The following is a 19,226-nucleotide window of genomic DNA, read 5'->3' on the forward strand; positions in this document are numbered from 1 at the left end:
GCTGTCTATGCCTGATATCAGTTTGATCATGAACTTTCATGCCGAGGGAGTACAGGCTCATTGGAGCCTGCTGGGGTTTCAGCGCATGCGTGACTATGCGTTGCGCTGCAATCTAAATGTGCAATTGATTGCAGTGCTTGATCGGTCCGATGCGGACACCCGGCGCATGGTGAGCGGGCATCCGGTGTTGTGCGCGGGAGACAAGGTTCTTGAGGTGGAGCACGGTGATTTGGGACTCTCGCGGAATGCGGGCGTGGCGAGCGCCGATGCCTTGCATGTCGGCTTTTTGGATGGCGATGACTACTGCTCGGCGAACTGGTTGGTGGAGGCGCTGCGCGCGGCGACCGCTGCAGGCCACAGCATCGTGGTCCATCCCGAATACACCCTCAGTCACGGCACCTGCCAATTGATTGGTCGATCGGTTGACCAGCTCGTCGAGGATTATCCCCTAGATAGCTGCTTCAAGCATCACCCTTGGGTTTCGGTCGTGTTTGCGGCGAAATCCGTGTTCCTGGAGATTCCCTATCGGGAGACTCGAGTGCTGGAAACCGGCTATGGGTACGAGGACTGGGATTGGAACCTGCAAGTCGTGGCGTCTGGCCGGAAGCATACCCTGGCCGCGCAAACCTGCCTGTTCTACAGACGCAAGGACCAGTCGATGCTGGTTGCCATGAATGCACGCAAGGCATTGGTGCGGCCTGGTCCATTCTTCGACGGTCGGCCGTTCGACTGAGCCGTCCTCGTCAAGAGTTCATCCAAGCATACTGGCGTATGCGCCATTCAATATCGCGCCTTCGGCTTGGTGGCGTTCTGATTGTAAGTGAGTCATCACATGAGTTTCGAGTACAGAGTCAAAGCCTGTGCCTTGCACTTGTTGCAACCCCTTTATCGACCTCTGCTTGGTGAACTGCGTCGTTTTCTATCCGATCGGCAGGTGCAGCGATTCCAGCGGTTGTGCGGCCGCATCAGAGACCGTCTGGCCCAAGACGCGACGCAACATTCCACGGTCGCGCCTGCATTACTCCCTGAATGGATCGTGGAGGAGATGAAGGCCTTGGCCAGAATTGAGCCCGGACTGTATCCAACTGAGGAGAAAGTGTGCAGTTTCACGTATTGGACGGCTCCGATCGACAATACTGCGGGGCAGCTGTATCGAGCATGCGTGGCTGATTTTCTCGAACCGGCGCCGGATGTAGTGTTCCTCATACCGCATCTGCAGCGTGGGGGCGCTGATCTTGGAATACTTCACCATGTTCGGCTTTGTACCGAGATGGACATGCGTGTGACGGTCGTGACGACGCGGGATGTGGTTTCGCCTTGGCTCAATCGACTGCCGGAACAGGTTCGGGTAGTCGAGTTCGGGAGGTTGAGCCACCTATTGAGCGGGTTGGATCGGCGGCTCGTGTTGATTCGGCTGTTGCTGCAATGCCCAGCGAAACGCATTCACCTGATCAACTCACAACTGGGGTGGGAGGTACTAGAAAACTATGGAAAACCCCTGCTAGCGGAAGGTAAGCGCGTCTACGCAAGCCTGTTCTGCGATGACTTCGACGTTGAGGGGGTGCGACGCGGCTATGCCAGTGAGTTCCTACCGAAGACCTGGGGACACTTGGCAGGACTGTTCTCCGATAACCAGACCTTCCTAGACGAGATCATTGCACGTGATGGGTTTCCGCGTGAGCTGACACATCTACTTTACTTCCCTACCGATATCCGTCCTGACCAAAACTTCGAAAAGGGGGGCACCATCCTCTGGGCAAGTCGGATTGCGCCGCAAAAAGGTCCTGAACTGCTCTACGAAATTGCGCTTGGGTTGCCGGAGTTCATATTCGATGTCTACGGCGAAGCGGATGCCGCGTGCAATCGGGGCCTGTTGAGAAAGTTGAAACGCCTGCCCAATGTTCGTCTGCAAGGGCGCTACGACTCTTTCGAGGCGCTTGTCCGGCGTGGCCATCACTCGATGTTGTTGTACACCTCACGCTACGACGGGCTGCCCAACGTCCTCCTCGAGGCCACCGCAGCCGGGCTGCCCATCGTGGCTGCCGATGTTGGAGGTATTGCCGAGTTCATCCGTGACGACACGGGCTATCTGATAGGAAAAGAGGCTACGGCCGGGGACTTCGTGATGGCGATCAGGCGCCTGCTGGCGGATCCTGTGCAGGCCATGCGCAAGGTCGAGTGCGCCCGCGATCTGCTGGAGCAGCGACATGCCTGGCGCTCATTCACACAAGCAGTCTGCGCGATACCGGGATATCTTGCCGCCGATGAGCCACTCACTCCGGCTGCCAGGCAGACTGCACCTGGGCAAATTGTGCATCAGGGACGCTAATGTCTGTGTTGTTCCAGCTTCTGCTTCGATTGATGTTTGCTGTCCGCCCAGCGCTTCGCGCCTTACTGGGCGCTTGGGGAAGGCGGTTGGCTGCTCGCATCGTTGGCGTAGGTACAAACGTCCGTGTCGCTGAATTCGGCACCACTGCGCCATGGGATAGCCGCAAGCCTTTAGTGAGCGTGATTATCCCCTGTTATAACCATGGCCCGCACCTGCCCAGGAACTTCGCAAGCCTGGCGGCGCAGAGCCTCCAAGACTACGAAATGATTCTGGTAGATGACGGCTCCACCGATCCGGCGACGGTCGAGTACATCGATGGGTTGGATTTGTCTCGGGTATCCGTGATTCGCCAGGCCAATGCCGGGCCCGCTTCAGCGCGAAATGCGGGCATTGAGCAAGCGCGCGGTCGCTATATCTGCTGTCTGGATGCAGATGATTACGTGGCGCCAACCTATCTGGAGAAGTGCCTCCTGCTCCTTGAAGGCAATACCGGAATTCGCCTCGCCTACAGCTGGGTCAGGCTGGTAGGCAAGGAACAACGCTTGCATCGCGTGGCTGATTTCGATCCCGGCCTTCTGCGCTATTTCAATCCGATTTGTTCCGCAGCGGTATTCCATCGTGCAGATTGGCAAGCTGTTGGTGGCTTCGATGAAGCACGCGAAACGATGTACGAAGACTGGGACTTCTGGATATCCCTCGCCCGTATCGGTGTGCGCGGAAAGGTCATAGAAGAAGCCTTGCTCTTCTATCACCAGCAACCAGGCTCGCGACTGCGGGAGGGGAATCGCCGTGGGGCGCAATCTTACGCACGAATGCGGGCGCGTCACCTGGAGTTCTATCGCCGGACCATTGTGCGAATGCTGTCCCAAGGCTACGTCGAAAAATGGACACGGACGCCGTTGGCAAACCTGTCTCGTGCCGAGCAGTACGCGCCTGTTGCGCCTTGTGCGGTACTTGCTGTCATCACTTACTGTTCGGAATGGACGGAGTGGAGACGTTGGCTGAGCACAGTAGACGCATCTGACGCGTTCTTCGTCATAGTTTGTGAGTGCGCGAGCATACCTGCCTGGCTACTTGCCCGGGCAGATGAAACCTACTGGTTGGAGAGTCTCCTGCATCCAACACAATGGCCGGACTTCATCGAAACCTTTAAGCGCACCAGAAGAATTTCCCGGGTGCTGCCGAACCCCATGGTGGTCACGGGGGGGGGCGAGTGAACAGCCTGCTGCGAAGGGACACTTTTGTCTTGGTGCCCGTGCTTGCGATGCTTGCCGGGCAAGACTGTAGTGTTGACGAGTTTGAACGAATTGCTGTCTTCCTGGTGGGTCAGACGCTGCAGGACTGGGAGTGGCTACACGGCTCCGGTGCTGAAGTCCAAGGCCAAATAAACGTCGGTTGGGCGGTGATGGAACTTTCCCGCAGGCCGCGTGCAATGCGGGCGATTGTCTTGGAGGAAAGCGTCTGGCTCCAATTGGACCGTCCTAAAGCACGGTGGTTAGAGCTGATGGACGGCGTGAATGGTACCGACTGGTCCCGCGGTGGACATTCCTTGCCGAGTGGCGAAACGTTCATAGCCCTGAACGATCAGCCCCATTGCGATCCGCGTGCGTCAGTAGTACATGCTTCCCGCCTGCGAGGCGGCATGAAGCGCAAGCTGTTGCTGGTGGCCTGGTTGGAATCCGGTGAGGGGGTTCGCCGCAATGGTAGTGACCTCGCCTATCCGGCTCACCAAGGCTGGTATCTCTCAGTGGTCGCCAGCCTAGCGTCGGAGCATTGTTGGCGGGCGCAATGGTCCGTGTTTCGATGGACTGCACATTCTCGCTGGCAGCGATTGCTGGCCAGGTATTGGCACTTGCCGCAGATCCTCGAACGTTGCGTGCGGGCGATGTATGTGGCGCAGGTGTTTGGTATCCACAGGCCGTGGAATCAGGTCTGGAGCAAGTGATGATTCGAGGGATGAACGGCGGCAAACCCCGGGTATTGGTAGTCTTGGGTATGCATCGCTCTGGTACCAGTCTGCTTTCGGCAGGGTTGGAAGTCTTCGGAGTGGATTTTGGGGACAACCTGATACCCCCACGAGAGGACAATCCCCGAGGCTATTGGGAAGACGCCCGATTGGTGGCGCTGAACGACGAGATACTTGCTGCCTGTGGCTTCGCCTCGGGTGACGTGGGGCTGGACCTTGAGCGCATGATGACGCCCCATCTGCTTGATGAGTTCGTCCTTCGCGCCATGGGCTTGCTCGAAGAGCTATCGGTGGGCAAGTGCCTGATCGGCATCAAGGATCCGCGCATGCCGCGATTGATGCCCGTCTGGCAGACGGCCTTCGATCGACTCGAGCTTCAGGTCGATTTCGTCGTCGCGGTTCGCCACCCGCTCAGTGTGGCGAAGTCTCTGGCTCGTCGCGACAAACTGAGCCAAGGCAAGAGCTTTCTCCTTTGGTACGAGCACTCCTGCCGCGCTATGCAATGGTCACGAAAGCGCGGCGCGATCCTGGTGGATTACGACCGCTTTCTGTCCTCGCCTGGATCAGAGCTGGCGCGCCTGGGCCGCAGGCTGTCGCTACCGATGGATACGGTCGCTCGCGATCGCTTCATCGCCGAGGTGCTGGATGTAGGGTTGCGTCATTCCGTGCACGACGGTGACGACCTGGTCAGAGCAAGGGCCGGCTTTGATGCTCTGTTGGATGTGTTTCGGGTCATGGCAGGATTGGCGGCGGATCGTTTCGACCTCTCGTCCGAGTGGGACGGACTGGAAGTTGAATTCACCCGCTCCCAGCCGTTGCTTGCTTTCGCTGGGCAGCTCGACCAGGAACTTTGGAGGTCGTCAACGCATTTCAATGCAGAGCGCCAGCGCTTTCTTGACACCGAGACCGCCCTGCGTGAGGAAGTTCGGCGCACCGTAGCCATCATGCAGCAATGCGAAGTTGCACGACTCGGACTTGCAGGTGAGCTCGCAGCGGTACAAGAAACCCATGTCACGCTACAGGCGAATTTGGCAGTTCAGGCCGGGGAGCTACAGAAAGTTAGAGCGGACCGGGACCGTGCCGAGCAACAGCTGAACGCGTTGCTTGCCAGTCGATCCTGGCGCTTCACTCATCTGCTCCGCCTTATGAGCCAAAACCTTCGACGCCTCGTGGGCTCCTGATGCCGGCGCCGTCAATACCAACTGCATGCCTTCTGGCCCGCCAGAGCGGGCTAGAAGGCATGCTCTGAGGCTCAGCACACCTTGGCGATGGCGGCGGCCAGATCTCCGATGCGGCTGAAATCCAGCCCTGCCACGTTGGCCCGTCCGGTGCTGACCATGTACACGCTGAATTCGGCACGCAGTCGTGCCACCTGCTCAGGCGACAGGCCGGTGTAGGAGAACATGCCGCGCTGCTCGCCGATGTGCGCGAAACGCTCAGCCAGGCCGTAAGGCTGCAGGGCTTCAACCAGCCCGAGGCGCAGGTCGGCAACGCGCGAGCGCATGGCTTCCAGTTCCGTCGTCCACTGGGCCTTGAGGGCGGCGTCACCGAGGATGGTGGCGACCACGGCGGCGCCATGGGCCGGCGGTGTGGACCAGAGGTTGCGGGCGAGGAAGGCCAGTTGGCTGCGCACGTCGGTGAGCTTTTCCACGTCGGCAGCGCAGACGATCAGCGCGCCGGTGCGTTCGCGGTAGAGGCCGAAGTTCTTCGAGCAGGAGCTGGTGACCAACAGTTCCGGCAGCGCCTCGGCGAACAGGCGCACGGCCCAGGCGTCCTGCTCCAGGCCATCGCCGAAGCCCTGGTAGGCGAAGTCGATCAGCGGCAGTAGCTCGCGTGCCTTTACCACTTCCAGCACGCGGCGCCAGTCGTCCTGGCCCAGGTCGAAGCCGGTGGGGTTATGGCAGCAGGCATGCAGGAGCACCACGTCGCCCGCGGGCACTTGCTCCAGGGCTGCGAGCATGGCGCTCACGTCCTGGCGGTTGGCCGCATCCACGTAGGGGTAGTGGCTGACCGTGATGCCGGCTCCGGCGAAGATGGTTTCGTGGATCGGCCAGGTCGGATCGCTAAGCCAGATGCCACGGCCGGGCAGTTGGCTGGCGATGAACTCCACCGCCAGGCGCAGGGCGCCGGTGCCCCCCGGAGTCTGGGTAGCACCGGCGCGGCCAGCGGCTTCCAGCGGGTTGCCGGTGCCGAGTACCAGGTCCAGCAGCAGGCGGCCGAAGGCTGGGTCACCGTGGCCGCCGACGTAGGTCTTGGTGGTTTCGGTATCCACCAGGCGCTGCTCGGCGAGCTTCACCGCCCGAGGAATGGGCGTCAGGCCCTGGGCGTCCTTGTACACGCCCACGCCGAGGTCGAGCTTGGCCGGGTTGGGGTCCAGGCGATAGGCATCCATCAGGCCGAGGATCGGGTCACCAGGGACCCGGCCCACCTTGGCGAAATGGCTCATTTACGGCCCTCGGCGGTTTCGGCCACCTGGTCGGTGCGGGCGGACATGATGAAGTCGTTGCGGTGCAGGCCCTTGGCCTCGTGGCTCCACCAGGTCACGGTGACTTTGCCCCACTCGGTCAGCAGGGCAGGGTGATGGCCTTCTTCCTCGGCAATGGCGCCGACAGCGTTGCTGAACGCCAGGGCGTAGCGGAAGTTCTTGAAGCGGAACTCCTTCTCCAACTGCATGATTCCGTCGCGGACTTCGATGTTCCAGTCGGGGATCTGCTTGATCAGTACGGCCAGTTCTTCATCGGACACCATCGGGGCGTCGGCGCGGCAGGCTTCGCAATGGGCTTGGGACAGGGCAGTCATGTTCGTTCTTCCAGAATGGGGTTCGTCGGTAGGGTGGATGGCACTTTTTCCATCCACCATTCGCGGGGATCGGCTCAGGCCGCCTTCGGCTTCGGCGGGAACTTCGGCGCGTGCAGGCCCATGCCCATGGCCTTGTGCACCAGCGCCATGATGTCTTCATGGGCCAGGTCGAACAGGCGCTTGAGGTCCGGCAGCACAAAGTACAACGGTTGCAGAATGTCGATGCGGTACGGGGTACGCATGCATTCCAGCGGGTCGAACGCCTGATGCTCGGGCTCGCCCGACAGAGCGTAGACGGTCTCCTTCGGCGAGGAGAGGATGCCGCCGCCATAGATGCGCCGGCCCTGCGGGGTATCCATCAGGCCGAACTCGATGGTCATCCAGTACAGGCGGGCGAGGTAGACGCGCTCTTCCTTGGTGGCCTTCAGGCCGAGCTTGCCGTAGGTGTGGGTGAACTCGGCGAACCAGGGGTTGGTCAGCAGCGGGCAGTGGCCAAAGATCTCGTGGAAGATGTCCGGTTCCTGGAGGTAGTCCAGCTCTTCCGGGGTGCGGATAAAGGTGGCTACGGGGAATTGCTGGCTGGCCAGCAGTTCGAAAAAGGTCTGGAAGGGGATCAGGGCCGGTACGCGGGCAACGCGCCAACCGGTGGTGGCCTGGAGCACCTTGTTGACCTCGCCCAGTTGCGGGATGCGGTCATGGGGCATGCCGAGCTTCTCGATGCCGTCGAGGTATTCCTGGCACGCGCGGCCTTCGATCACTTTCAACTGACGGGTGATCAGGGTGTTCCACACCTGATGCTCGGTTTCCGGGTAGTGGATGAAACCGTTGGCATCGGGTTCGCGGGCCACGTACTGCGTCGCTTTCATTCGGCCTCCTGAGGATGGGGCTTCGTTGTTGTGTTGCCTTATCGATAGCGCAGACCGGGTCGTAGTGCAGCAGGGGCGGGACCTGTGAGGACGCCCGTACAGCGCCGAAAGCGTAATGAAAACTTTACGATAGCGGCGGAGCGGCCAGATATCGCCTTGTCGAAGCGCTGATTTGTCACATATTCTTGACGGAAAAATAGGGTCGAGAACGGATTCTTTCGTCCACAACCCAAGGAAAAGCCCGACCCAGGGGTGCCTGATGCGTATCAAAGTCCATTGCCAGAACCGTGTGGGAATCCTGCGCGACATCCTCAACCTGCTCGTCGATTACGGCATCAACGTCAATCGCGGCGAAGTGGGCGGAGACCAGGGCAACGCGATTTACCTGCTCTGCCCGAACCTGATCAACCTGCAACTCCAGTCCCTGCGGCCGAAGCTGGAAGCCATTCCCGGCGTCTTCGGCGTCAAGCGCGTGGGTCTGATGCCCAGCGAGCGCCGTCACCTGGAGCTGAATGCCCTGTTGGGCGCGCTGGATTTCCCGGTGCTGTCCATCGATATGGGCGGTTCCATCGTCGCCGCCAACCGCGCCGCTGCCCAGTTGCTTGGGGTGCGGGTGGACGAGGTGCCGGGCATCCCGCTGGCGCGCTATGTCGACGACTTCGACCTGCCCGAACTGGTCCGAGCCAACAAGGCGCGGATCAACGGATTGCGCATCAAGGTCAAGGGCGACACCTTCCTCGCCGACATCGCGCCGCTGCAGTCCGAACATGACGAGAGCGAGGCCCTGGCCGGCGCAGTGCTCACCCTGCACCGCGCCGACCGCGTTGGCGAGCGCATCTACAACGTGCGCAAGCACGAGCTGCGCGGCTTCGACAGCATTTTCCAGAGCTCCAGGGTGATGGCCGCGGTGGTTCGCGAGGCACGGCGCATGGCGCCTCTGGACGCCCCGTTGCTGATCGAGGGTGAAACCGGCACCGGCAAGGAACTGCTGGCCCGCGCCTGCCACCTGGCCAGCCCGCGCGGCCAGTCGCCGTTCATGGCGCTGAACTGTGCGGGTCTGCCGGAATCCATGGCCGAGACTGAACTGTTCGGCTACGGCCCCGGTGCCTTCGAGGGGGCGCGTCTGGAAGGCAAGCTGGGCCTGCTGGAACTCACCGCTGGCGGCACGCTGTTCCTCGACGGCGTCGGCGAGATGAGCCCGCGCCTGCAGGCCAAGCTGCTGCGCTTCCTGCAGGACGGTTGCTTCCGCCGCGTAGGCAGTGACGAGGAGGTCTACCTCGATGTGCGGGTGATCTGCGCGACCCAGGTGGACCTCTCCGAACTCTGCGCCAAGGGCGAGTTCCGCCAGGATCTCTATCACCGCCTCAACGTCCTGTCGCTGCACATCCCGCCGCTGCGCGAGTGCCTGGACGGCCTGCCACCGCTGGTGGAGCATTTCCTCGACTCGGCCAGCCGGCAGATCGGCTGTGGCCTGCCGAAGTTGGCACCACAGGTGCTGGACAGGCTCAGCCACTACCACTGGCCGGGCAATGTGCGGCAACTGGAAAACGTGCTGTTCCAGGCGGTTTCCTTGTGCGATGGCGGCACCGTTCGGCCCGAACACATCCGCCTGCCGGATTACGGTGCACCGCAGCCGTTGGGCGATTTCTCCCTGGATGGCGGGCTGGACGCGATCGTCGGCCGTTTCGAAAAAGCCGTGCTCGAACGGCTCTACGCCGAGCATCCGAGCAGCCGCCTGCTGGGCAAGCGGCTCGGGGTTTCCCATACCACCATTGCCAACAAGTTGAAGTTGCACGGATTGGGGAAAGAGGAGAGTTAGACCATCGTTGAATGGTGCGGGGGAGGGGCTGTGCGTAAAAAGGGTCCTGTCTGAATCTTGCGTGATGCGGACACAAGCGTTTCTGACATTCCTCTCCCGGAATGATTGGGCGGGCGACCAGATGGTCGCCCATTTTTTTGCCTGGAATTTTTTCCGGCTACAGCGGCCGGGCGATAGCGCAGGTTGGGCAGAGGAACGAAACCCAACGGGCGGCGCTTCGGATCGCCGGGAAATGTGAAGGGTGGATGTCGCTTTCCACATTCACCAGCGTGGTCAGGTCTGACACCAAGGGTGGTGGATCGATGAAGCGTGATCCATCCGGGGCCAAGCTTCCGGACAGTTCGGCCCTTCACGCCAGCTTCAATAACCCCATCCCCACCAGCAGCAATCCCAACCCCAGCCAGCCACGCCGGGCCAGGCGCTGGCCGAACAACACCCAACCCAACGCGACAGTGGCGAGGATGCCGAAGCCGCCCCAGATGGCATAGGCCAGTGACAGGTCGATGCGGCGCACCGCCTGCGCCAGGGCCGTGAACGCCGCCAGGATGCAGAGCAACGAGGCTGTCCCCAGCAGTCGGCGGCGGAAGCCGTCGGAGTACTTCAGCAGCACGTTGGCCAGCACCTCCAGGGCAATGGCCACGCCCAGCCAGGCGAAATGAATCCAGGTCACGCCGTTCATGCCAGCACCTCCTGCTCACGAGCCTTGGGCGCGGCGCGGGTACCGGACTTGATCAGCAGGATGCCCGCGATCATCACGGCCAGGCCCAGTGCCTTGTATGGGCCGATGCTTTCACCCAGCCAGGTGACGCTGACGCTGGTGATCAGCACGATGCCGATGCCTTCCCACAGGGCATAGGCCACGCCCACCGGCACGCGCTTGACCGCCAGGGCGAGGAAGAAATACGACAGGCCGATCAGGCCGTACATCAGCAGGTGGCCGAGCACGGGCGCGTGTTCGGCGGCGAGTTTCATCGAGGTGGTGCCGACGACTTCGAAGAGGATCGCGGCAAGCAGATAGATCCAGGAACGCATGGTGCCCTCCCTTGGGCATGCAGGGCCCTTCGCCCGGAGGCGAACGACGTGATTGCAGGAAGTCCTGGCCATGGACGGCAGGGCACGTGCCCGGCGTTTCCATGGCCATGAGGAAAGGGAGAGGGCTACAGGTCGCCGGTCCAGTGGCGCTCGCGGGAAGCGAGGCGAGCGAAGTGGAACGGGTGGATCAGGGTGTTCAACATAATGAACGCAATGTTAGCCGTTTGGATTGCTGAAAGGCAAATTTCGCCATGTGGCGGCTTGTCGCGGTGGCTACCTGCCTGTAAGTGTTCGTTATTTTGTTCGATTGTGGGCCTGGACTCACCCCACCTCCCGGCCCAGCCAGTCAAAGAAGGCCTTGACCGGCGGGTGGCGTTCCCGGCCCGGTACGCACAGCGTGGAGTAGCCCGCGCCAGCCACGTTCACCTCCGGCCGGTACGGCACTAGCAGGCCGTTGGCGAGGCTTTCCGATACCAGGATCGAGCTGGCCAGCACCAGGCCCTGGCCGGCGATGGCGGCTTGCAGGGCATAGTGTTCTTCGTCGTATTCGCGCTGTGGGGCGGTGTCGAGCAGGTGTTCTTCGCCCGCGGCCTGGCACCAGGCCTTCCAGCCCAGCTCATAGAGCAGGGCATTGCGCCAGCGCACGGTAATCAGCGTCGGCACCCGGTTTCCCAGTCCTGCCACCAGTGCCGGCGCACCGTAGACGCCGAAGCATTCGTCCAGCAGGCATTGGCTGTGCAGGTTGGGGTAGTCGCCCATGCCGTAGCGGATCACACAGTCGACGCTGGCATCCTGGTGCAGGTCGATCAGGGCGTTGCTGGTGTCCAGTCGCAGGTTGATTTCCGGGTGCTCGGCGTAAAAGCGGCCGAGCCGCGGGATCAGCCAGAGGGCGGCGAAGGCCGGAGTGGTGGACAGGGTCAGGTTGCCGGCGCTGCGCTGCGGGCGCAGCTGGTCGAGAGTCTGGGTGACCTCCAGCAGGGCGCCGTGGAGGCTGCCGAACAGACGCTGGCCGCAGGCGGTCAGGCGCACGCTGCGGGGCAGGCGGTCGAACAGCGGCACGCCCAGCCAGCTCTCCAGGCCGCGGATCTGGTGGGACACCGCCGTGGGCGTTACTGCCAACTCCTCGGCCGCCGCCTTGAAGCTGGACAGGCGCGCGGCGGCTTCGAAAGTGCGCAGGGCGGTGAGGGGCAAGCTGGAAAACATGAAATGCTCCATGGATGAATTCAATTCATCCAGATGAACTAATGCTCATTTGTCCGGGATGGTCGGCGTAACTAGCTTAGTGCCTGAGTTTCCGCCAATTAATGTGCTCCTGGAAGCACAGTCCTCAAGGAGATTGAGATGAGCACCATTCTTTCTGTACAAGGCAGCCCCCGTGGCGAACGCTCCCATTCCCGTCGTCTGCAGGAGTCCTTCCTCAAGGCCTGGCAAGCGCGTGGGGACGGCCGTCAGGTGCTACGCCGCGAAGTTGGGCGGGTGGCTATTCCGGCGGTCACAGAAGGCTGGATCGCTGCTGCTTTCCATCCCGAGCCGGAGGCGCGCAGCGAAGTGATGAAGGCCGACCTTGCGCTTAGCGACCTGCTGGTGGATGAGCTGTTCGCCGCCGACCGCCTGGTGATTTCCGCGCCCATGTACAACTTTGGCGTACCCAGTGGGGTCAAGGCCTGGGTTGACCAGATCGTGCGCATTCGCCGCACGTTCGACTTCGATCCGAACAAGCAGGGCAATCCCTATACCCCGCTGGTGCTGGACCGAAAGGCGCTGATCATTACCACCCGTGGCGACCACGGCTACGGCCCCGGCGGCGCCAATGCCCATATGAACCATGCGGACGTCTATCTGCGCACCGTGCTCGGCTACGTCGGCATCAGCGACGTGACGGTGGTCGCGGTGGAGAACGACGAGTTTGGTGGCGAGGCCTTCGAGCAGTCCTACCAGCGTGCCGAAAGGAGCCTGGCGGACCTCGCCGAAACCTTCTGAGGAGGTGGCCATGGCCTGGATATTCCTGCCGGTGGCGGCCTTCTTCGAGGTGCTGTTCGCCATGGGCATGAAGTACGCCGAAGGCTTCACCCGGCCCTGGCCGAGCGTGCTGGTGGTGGTGGCCGCAGTGGCCGGGATCTACTTCCTCACCTTGTCCATGCGCGTGCTACCCGTGAGCATCGCCTATCCCATCTGGACCGCCATCGGCACCCTCGGCACGGTGTTGCTGGGCTTCCTCCTGCTGGGCGAAGCCCTGACGCCAGCCAAGCTGCTCTCAGTGGCGCTGATCGTCGTCGGTGTGGCGGGGCTAAGGTAGGTTGGCGCCAGGCGAAGCGCGGCCCAACATCGGCGCTCGACCGGAAGCAAGATGCGTTGGGCTGCGCTCCGCTCTGCACCAACTTACGGCGGGGCCGCGTCCGGCTTAACGCCTGCTCACCTGCACGGCGGGCGCCAGGTCCTGGCACTGGGTGTTCATGCCGGGGGCGAGGTAGGGCTGGAGAATCGGCGCCATGCCCTTGAGCACCTGCACGGGCAGCGCGGAGGTGAAGCTGAACTTGTCCGCCTGGCTGCCCTCGACGAAGGCCGTCAGGGTGCCGAAGTGGCGCGGACCCAGGAAGAAGACGAAGGTGGCTGTACGGTTCATCGCCTTGGAGCTCTTCACCGTACCCCAGCGGGTCACGGTCTGGATGCGGTTATCGCCGGTGCCGGTCTTGCCGCCCATCACCAGCGGCTGGCCGTCGGGCAAGGTGAAACTGCCTTGCAGGCGTCGCGCGGTCCCGCCTTCCACCACCATGGAGAGGGCGTCGCGCAGGGCAGTGGCTACTTCCGAGGTCATCACCCGCTTGCCTTCACGGGTCTGGGGGCCCACCAGGGTTTCGTAGGGCGTGTCGGCGGCGAAGTGCAATTGGTCGATGCGCAGGGTGGACTGTCGAACACCGTCGTTGAGGATGATGCCCATCAACTCGGCCAGAGCCGCCGGACGGTCGCCGGAACTGCCCAGGGCGGTGGCCAGCGACGGCACCAGGTGGTCGAAGGGGTAGCCCAGGGATTTCCAGTGTTCGTGGATATCGAGGAAGGCTTCCACTTCCATCATGATGCGGATGCGTTTGTCGCGGGCGTACTTGCGTTTGGATTTGAAGAGCCAGCCATACACCTCACGGCGCTCATCGCCGCTGGCTTCGACGGCTTCGCGGTAGGTCGCCTGGGGGTGCGCCTGAAGGTAGCCCAGCAGCCAGAGTTCCAGGGGGTGCACGCGGGCCACATAGCCCTGGTCGTTCAGGTCGAAGGCGCCCGGGCCGTAGCGGGTGTAGAGGTCTTCGATGCGCTTGTCGGTCAGCGGCGGGTTGGCCTTGGGCACCCGCTCGCGCATGAAGGCAGCAAAGGTAGCGAGGTCGGCGTTGGGCTGCAGGTAGCGGTGGATGGCGGCCATGCGAGCGCCCCAGGGGTTGAGGCCGTCGAGGAAGGTGGACATGCGCTGTTCCGCATCCTTGCCCTGGTACTTGTTCCAGAAGCGGCGAAGGTAGGTCTGGCTTTCCCGGGAAACGAACAGGTCCAGGTAACCCTGGCGGCGCGGGTCCTTGTCATTGGATAGCAGCTGCATCTTGCCGCCGTCCGGGCGGTACATGTCGTGCCGCACCACATCGCGCAGCAGGCGCACGAAGGGCAGGTTGATGGACTCGCGCAGGGCATCACGAAGGCTCGGCCGGCGTCCGTTGTCTTCCTTGCGGAAGTTGTTGAAGGCGTGCAGCCCACCGCCGGTGAAGAAGGATTCGTAGGGGCTGGCGGAATAGGTGCGATCCAGGGCCGCCTGGAGCATGGCGTCGAGGTTGCGGTCCTTGGTCTGGATCAGGTAGTCGATGGCCCAGCGGCTGATGAAGTCGAGCGGGTCCACCGGTACCTTGCGCAGCTCCGCGACAGGCATTTCGGCGTAGCGCTGATGCAGGGTTGCGACGTTTTCCAGGTAGGTGGCCAGTACCCGCAGCTTGGCCGTGGAACCGAGCTCCAGCTTGCTGCCTTCATTGATGTCGAAGGGCTGATCGGTGTTGTCGGTCTGTACCCGTACGCGGTTACCGGAAGGCGTGCGTTCGAACAAGGTGAAGCTGTAGCGCACTTCACGAGTCTTTTCCGGCGACAGCAGGCGCTCGCCGTAGAGCCCGACCTGCTCGGCGAAGGCCGGGTCGGCCAGGTGCTGCAGGTAGGCGGTGACGGCGTTCTGCAGCTCGCTCTGCAGGGTGCTGCTGGCGGTCAGGTCGAGGCGGTCGAGGTCGTAGAGCGGCATGTTCAGCATGCTGGAGAGGCGGCCGCGGGCGACGCTGATGCCCTTGTTCGACTCCACGGCCTGCAGCGCAGGCTCTTCAACCCAGTTGCGGAAACGCAGCTTCGCATCGAGCGCGCCATCGCGCAGCGCCGAATCGATGATTCCGGCGTTCGCCAGCACGCGGATGTGGCTGTCGGTGAGGGTGTTCAGTTCCTCGTGGGCGTTGGACAGGTAATAGGAAGGGCGACGCTGGGCGATGAACAGCGAGAGCACCTGGCGCATGGCCAGGCCGCGCTCGGCCAGGCTGCTGTCCTTGCTCGTCAGAACCTGGTTGACCCGGTTGAAGTCGGCGCCGTACCACACCCGCAGGCCATCGGCGATGCCGTGCACCTCGCCGTGTCCCGGCGCGGCTGAAAGCGGCACGCTGTTCAGATAATCCATGACGATGCGTTCGCGTGCGGCCAGGGTCTCCGGGCCGCCCTGGTAGGCGCGCACGCTGGCGGAAACCATCTGGCGAATCTTTTCAGAGGCCGAGGCCGTGCGACCGAAAGGCGAGTGGCGATACTTCTCCAGTTGGGTCGCCAGGGTGCTACCCCCGGCCGACTGGCCGTCGAAGTCGATGGCCTTGCCAACCTGGGTCAGCGCGGCCTTGGAGAAGCGCGGCCAGTCCACCGCCGGGTTGGCCAGGGGGAGTTCGCGGTCCAGCAGCTTGCGGTTCTCGATGAACAGCAGGCTGTTCACCAGTAATGACGGAATACTGGCGAAGTTCGGATAGCGTTGCTGCGGGTAGCTGAACTGGTAGAAGGGCCGGCCACGACAGTCGCAGATGTTGATGCCGGCCTGAATCTTTTCCCGGTACGGCGGGAAGAGCCCGTGCTCGGTGTAGCTGATCAGGGCTGGGGAGAAACGGGTCTGTTGCTGGATTTCGAAGCCGCGTTTTTCCAGGCGTTCGAGCATCGTTGGCAGGACGGCGTAACCCAGGCGGCGGTCGAAGGGGCCGTCACCGGGATAGCGGATGGCGTTGCTGGGCCCATCCTCCAGCTTGTAACTCAGGGTGGCGGCGTAACGGCTAAGCTCCCGGGCCTGGAAGCGAGAGGTCTGCATTTCATGGGTGGCGGCGGCGCCGACGATCCCGGCGGTCACCAGGAAGACACTCCAGAACAGGAGTCGATGCTTGCGACGGGGCTTTTTCGGCGGAACGCCGGGGTCATTGAGATGACCTTCGGGTACCTCGTTCCTGGCTTCGTCGGATTGCCATATTGCGCCCATAGTCCACCGGCCTGGCCTGTCACCGCTCTTGCTTGCAATCTTAGTAGGTCATTGGCCGGCTGCATGGCGGAGTGGCAGCAAAATGGGAGCGAATCCATGACACGCGACAATCGGAGGCTACTGGGCCACAGCTGGCACGCCAATGCGCTGGCCTGGACTCGCGCAGTGCGGGAAGGTCGCATCGAAAGCAGGCAATTGGCCACTGATCGAGCCATCCTCGACGCTGTCCTGACCCTTGGGCCAGCGCGGGTGCTGGACCTGGGGTGCGGCGAAGGCTGGCTGAGCCGAGCAATGGCCGCGCAAGGTCTGGCAGTGCTGGGCATCGATGCCTCCAGGCCGCTGGTGGAGGCAGCGCAGCTTGCCGGTGGCGAGTTTCGCTGCCTCGACTACGCCGGGCTGCAGGCGGATCCAGGCCAGTTGGGCGTCTTCGAGGCGGTGGTATGCAATTTTTCGCTCTTCGAAGAGCAGCTGGAACCGCTGCTGGCAGCCTTGCGTGAACTGTTGGCCGTAGACGGCGTGCTGCTGATCCAGACCGTGCACCCCTGGCTGGCCCGAGGCGAGGAGGGCTATCGAGATGGTTGGCGTTGCGAGGACTTCGCTGCCTTTGCCGGCGAGTTCCCCGAACCCATGCCTTGGTACTTCCGCACGCTGGAGTCCTGGTGTGGGCTGTTGCTGCGCAGTGGTTACCGCATCGAAGCCTTGCGCGAGCCGGCTCATCCACATACCGGTGAACCACTGTCCCTGTTGCTGGAGGCGAGGCCAGGCCGAAGCGGGCCATCTTGAACGGCGCACTCGGTTGCCGGAATATCCACGGCAACCGGCGATGCGCCAGTCTTTCGAGGAAGAAATCATGCCCGGCATCCTTTCCCAGTCCTCCACCGGCCTCAACCTGGCATTCGCCGGATTGCTGGCAGGCTGCCTGCTGTTGGCGGGGTGCGCCGGATTTCGCTCGGGCGTGGAAAGTGTCGCCTACGTCGGTGAGCAGGAAGCCGACGAACAGGGGCGTCTCAGGCTGGACGATGCGACCCTTGCCCTGCGCCTGAACAACCAGATCCAACAGAGCGACTTTCAGGTGATCCTGTTCGTGGTACCGGTGATGTACGACCCCATCGACAAGCCGCGCTACGACGAAAAGGACGGCATACGTCTGCTTTTCGAAATCCAGCCGGCGACCACCGATTTCCGCTTTCGGCCGGAGCACGTCGTGCTGACGGTCGACGGCCGTTCGCTGTCGCCGTCATCGGTTTCGCTGATCATGGTCCGCGATCCCGGGCAGTTCCCGCTGGAAGGACTCCAGGCGATCAACCAGTCGCCTACCGGCTTGGACTACCCGTTGCGGGTGCCGCAGCGCAGCTGGCAGTTCATTCTCAAGTTCGCCGGGCCGGTGCCCACACCTTCCAGCGATATCCGCCTGGACCTGTCCCGTGCCCTGGAGCGGCCCGCGAAGTCGCCTCTGCCGCCGATCCGCTTCCGCTCCCGGGCCTGGAAGCAGGGATACACCTGATTCTGCCCCGGCGCGCTGACCACTGGCCCTGCGCGCCGCGGTGAGGCGACTAGGCTGAATCCATTCATAGTTTCCGGAGATCCTCGCCATGGCCGGTTCAACTGCCATTTCCTGCCTGCGTTACCGCGACGCGCCCGCCGCCATCGCCTGGCTTTGCCACACCTTCGGCTTCGTCGAGCACCTGGTAGTGCCCGAAAAAGATGGCAGCATCTCCCATGCCCAACTGAGCCTTGGCGACGGCATGATCATGCTCGGTTCCGTGCGCGACACTGACTACGGCCGCCTGATGCGCCAGCCCGATGAGACCGGTGGGCTGGGCACCCAGAGCATTTATCTGGTGGTGGCTGATGTCGATGGCGTGCATGCGCGCGCCGTGGCTGCCGGCGCCACCATCGTGTTGCCGCTGAAGGATGAGGACTACGGTGGACGAGGCTTCACCTGTCGCGACCCGGAAGGCCACTTGTGGAGCATCGGTTCGTACGATCCCTGGGCTTGAGCCGCACGGGCCATTGCCGGATTATCCCGCCCCAGCTGCCGGCAATCCCGACTGAACGGACTTTCCGAGGAATGAGCCATGCAAAGCATCACCTTCCCAGACGGCACCCGGGTGCCCGCCATCGGCCAGGGCACCTGGCACATGGGCGAGAACCGCAGTGAACGCGCGCGCGAGGTCGCGGCGCTGCGCCAGGGGCTGGAACTGGGGCTGAAACTGATCGATACCGCTGAGATGTATGCCGAAGGCGGCGCCGAGGAGGTGGTGGGCGAAGCCATCGCCGGCCGGCGGGAGCAGGTTTTCCTGGTCAGCAAGGTCTATCCCTGGAATGCCAGCCGCCGGGGCACGGCCCTGGCGTGCGAGCAAAGCCTCAAGCGCCTGGGCACCGACCACCTCGACCTCTACCTGCTGCACTGGCGTGGCGAGCACCCGCTGGAGGAAACGGTGGAAGCCTTCGAGCGTCTGCGCGAGCAGGGCAAGATCGCTCGCTGGGGTGTGTCCAACCTCGACCTCGACGACCTTCACGAATTGCCCGCTGGGTGCGCCGCCAACCAGGTGCTCTACAACCCCGAGGCACGCGGCATCGAGTTCGACCTGCTGCCTTTCCAGCAACAGCAGGGCATGCCGCTGATGGCCTACTGCCCGGTAGGGCAGGGCGGCAAGCTGCTGCGTAACACCAGCGTTCAGGAAATCGCTCGTCGCCATGACGCCAGCCCCGCCCAGGTCGTCCTGGCCTGGGCTTTGCGCCAACAGGGCGTGATGGTCATTCCCAAGGCAGTCGACCCGCTGCACCTCAAGCAGAACGCCGAGGCCCGCAGGCTCCAACTCAGCGACGACGACCTCGCCCTGATCGACCACAGCTTCCCACCGCCGCGCCGCAAGCGCTCACTGGAAATGGTCTGAGGCCTGGCT

Annotated in this window: 19 protein-coding genes; 12 read left to right on the plus strand and 7 right to left on the minus strand. The window is 62.8% G+C overall.

The features are described 5' to 3' along the window. Positions 1-7: 7 nt before the first annotated feature. From G559_RS0101980 to G559_RS0102000, 5 genes are all read left to right on the plus strand, one after another. Positions 8-733, plus strand: coding sequence for a glycosyltransferase family A protein (locus tag G559_RS0101980; RefSeq protein WP_028626637.1), 726 nt, complete (start codon positions 8-10; stop codon positions 731-733). A 99-nt stretch (positions 734-832) separates the two neighbouring features. Then, complete coding sequence (locus tag G559_RS28360; protein ID WP_081667887.1) at positions 833-2,329, plus strand: glycosyltransferase family 4 protein; 1,497 nt, start codon at positions 833-835, stop codon at positions 2,327-2,329. Beyond that, entirely contained in the window at positions 2,329-3,546 is a 1,218-nt protein-coding gene (locus tag G559_RS29520; protein WP_051246334.1) for a glycosyltransferase family 2 protein, read from the plus strand. The genes G559_RS28360 and G559_RS29520 overlap by 1 nt, the downstream gene beginning before the upstream one ends. Then, complete coding sequence (locus G559_RS28370; protein WP_028626638.1) at positions 3,543-4,274, plus strand: hypothetical protein; 732 nt, start codon at positions 3,543-3,545, stop codon at positions 4,272-4,274. The genes G559_RS29520 and G559_RS28370 overlap by 4 nt, the downstream gene beginning before the upstream one ends. After that, a complete protein-coding gene (locus tag G559_RS0102000; RefSeq protein ID WP_028626639.1) occupies positions 4,274-5,476 on the plus strand; it encodes a sulfotransferase family protein in 1,203 nt (400 codons plus the stop codon). Before G559_RS28370 ends, G559_RS0102000 begins: the two co-directional genes overlap by 1 nt. Before the next feature lie 71 nt (positions 5,477-5,547). Here the strand turns inward: G559_RS0102000 and G559_RS0102005 are convergent, their stop codons facing one another. The 3 genes from G559_RS0102005 to phhA all read right to left on the minus strand — a co-directional run bounded on the left by G559_RS0102005 (position 5,548) and on the right by phhA (position 7,960). After that, positions 5,548-6,741, minus strand: a complete 1,194-nt coding sequence (locus G559_RS0102005; protein WP_028626640.1) for an amino acid aminotransferase — start codon at positions 6,739-6,741, stop codon at positions 5,548-5,550. Further along, positions 6,738-7,094 (minus strand): 4a-hydroxytetrahydrobiopterin dehydratase, encoded by a 357-nt coding sequence (locus G559_RS0102010; RefSeq protein WP_028626641.1) that lies wholly within the window; start codon positions 7,092-7,094, stop codon positions 6,738-6,740. The genes G559_RS0102005 and G559_RS0102010 overlap by 4 nt, the downstream gene beginning before the upstream one ends. A gap of 74 nt (positions 7,095-7,168) precedes the next feature. Then, positions 7,169-7,960, minus strand: coding sequence for a phenylalanine 4-monooxygenase (gene phhA / locus G559_RS0102015; RefSeq protein WP_028626642.1), 792 nt, complete (start codon positions 7,958-7,960; stop codon positions 7,169-7,171). A 259-nt stretch (positions 7,961-8,219) separates the two neighbouring features. Here phhA and G559_RS0102020 point away from each other — a divergent pair, with 259 nt between their 5' ends. Beyond that, complete coding sequence (locus G559_RS0102020) at positions 8,220-9,779, plus strand: sigma-54-dependent phenylalanine hydroxylase transcriptional regulator PhhR (protein WP_028626643.1); 1,560 nt, start codon at positions 8,220-8,222, stop codon at positions 9,777-9,779. A gap of 349 nt (positions 9,780-10,128) precedes the next feature. Here G559_RS0102020 and mdtI read toward each other — a convergent pair whose 3' ends face one another. The 3 genes from mdtI to G559_RS0102035 form a co-directional block, all read right to left on the minus strand. Next, the gene (mdtI, locus tag G559_RS0102025) at positions 10,129-10,458 is read right to left on the minus strand and encodes a multidrug/spermidine efflux SMR transporter subunit MdtI (RefSeq protein WP_028626644.1); all 330 of its coding nucleotides are present in this window, start codon (positions 10,456-10,458) and stop codon (positions 10,129-10,131) included. Further along, positions 10,455-10,811, minus strand: coding sequence for a multidrug/spermidine efflux SMR transporter subunit MdtJ (locus G559_RS0102030; protein ID WP_028626645.1), 357 nt, complete (start codon positions 10,809-10,811; stop codon positions 10,455-10,457). Before G559_RS0102030 ends, mdtI begins: the two co-directional genes overlap by 4 nt. Positions 10,812-11,132: 321 nt before the next feature. Then, positions 11,133-12,014, minus strand: coding sequence for a LysR substrate-binding domain-containing protein (locus G559_RS0102035; RefSeq protein ID WP_028626646.1), 882 nt, complete (start codon positions 12,012-12,014; stop codon positions 11,133-11,135). A 138-nt stretch (positions 12,015-12,152) separates the two neighbouring features. Between G559_RS0102035 and G559_RS0102040 the strand changes: the two genes are divergently transcribed. Further along, a complete protein-coding gene (locus G559_RS0102040) occupies positions 12,153-12,791 on the plus strand; it encodes an FMN-dependent NADH-azoreductase (RefSeq protein WP_028626647.1) in 639 nt (212 codons plus the stop codon). A gap of 10 nt (positions 12,792-12,801) precedes the next feature. Then, entirely contained in the window at positions 12,802-13,107 is a 306-nt protein-coding gene (locus tag G559_RS0102045) for a DMT family transporter (RefSeq protein WP_028626648.1), read from the plus strand. 105 nt (positions 13,108-13,212) lie between these two features. Here the strand turns inward: G559_RS0102045 and G559_RS0102050 are convergent, their stop codons facing one another. Further along, positions 13,213-16,317 carry a transglycosylase domain-containing protein gene (locus G559_RS0102050; protein WP_028626649.1) on the minus strand — a complete coding sequence of 1,035 codons (3,105 nt, stop codon included), beginning with the start codon at positions 16,315-16,317 and terminating at the stop codon, positions 13,213-13,215. 96 nt (positions 16,318-16,413) lie between these two features. Between G559_RS0102050 and G559_RS0102055 the strand changes: the two genes are divergently transcribed. The 4 genes from G559_RS0102055 to G559_RS0102070 all read left to right on the plus strand — a co-directional run bounded on the left by G559_RS0102055 (position 16,414) and on the right by G559_RS0102070 (position 19,217). Next, positions 16,414-17,100 carry a class I SAM-dependent methyltransferase gene (locus tag G559_RS0102055; RefSeq protein ID WP_028626650.1) on the plus strand — a complete coding sequence of 229 codons (687 nt, stop codon included), beginning with the start codon at positions 16,414-16,416 and terminating at the stop codon, positions 17,098-17,100. A gap of 40 nt (positions 17,101-17,140) precedes the next feature. After that, positions 17,141-17,821: a hypothetical protein gene (locus G559_RS0102060; protein WP_028626651.1), complete on the plus strand. Its 681-nt coding sequence runs from the start codon at positions 17,141-17,143 to the stop codon at positions 17,819-17,821. A gap of 88 nt (positions 17,822-17,909) precedes the next feature. After that, positions 17,910-18,317, plus strand: coding sequence for a VOC family protein (locus G559_RS0102065; RefSeq protein WP_028626652.1), 408 nt, complete (start codon positions 17,910-17,912; stop codon positions 18,315-18,317). 78 nt (positions 18,318-18,395) lie between these two features. Further along, the gene (locus G559_RS0102070) at positions 18,396-19,217 is read left to right on the plus strand and encodes an aldo/keto reductase (protein WP_028626653.1); all 822 of its coding nucleotides are present in this window, start codon (positions 18,396-18,398) and stop codon (positions 19,215-19,217) included. The last annotated feature ends 9 nt before the right edge of the window (positions 19,218-19,226 follow it).

Source organism: Metapseudomonas resinovorans DSM 21078 (assembly GCF_000423545.1).
In the GTDB taxonomy this organism is placed as follows: Bacteria; Pseudomonadota; Gammaproteobacteria; order Pseudomonadales; family Pseudomonadaceae; genus Metapseudomonas; species Metapseudomonas resinovorans.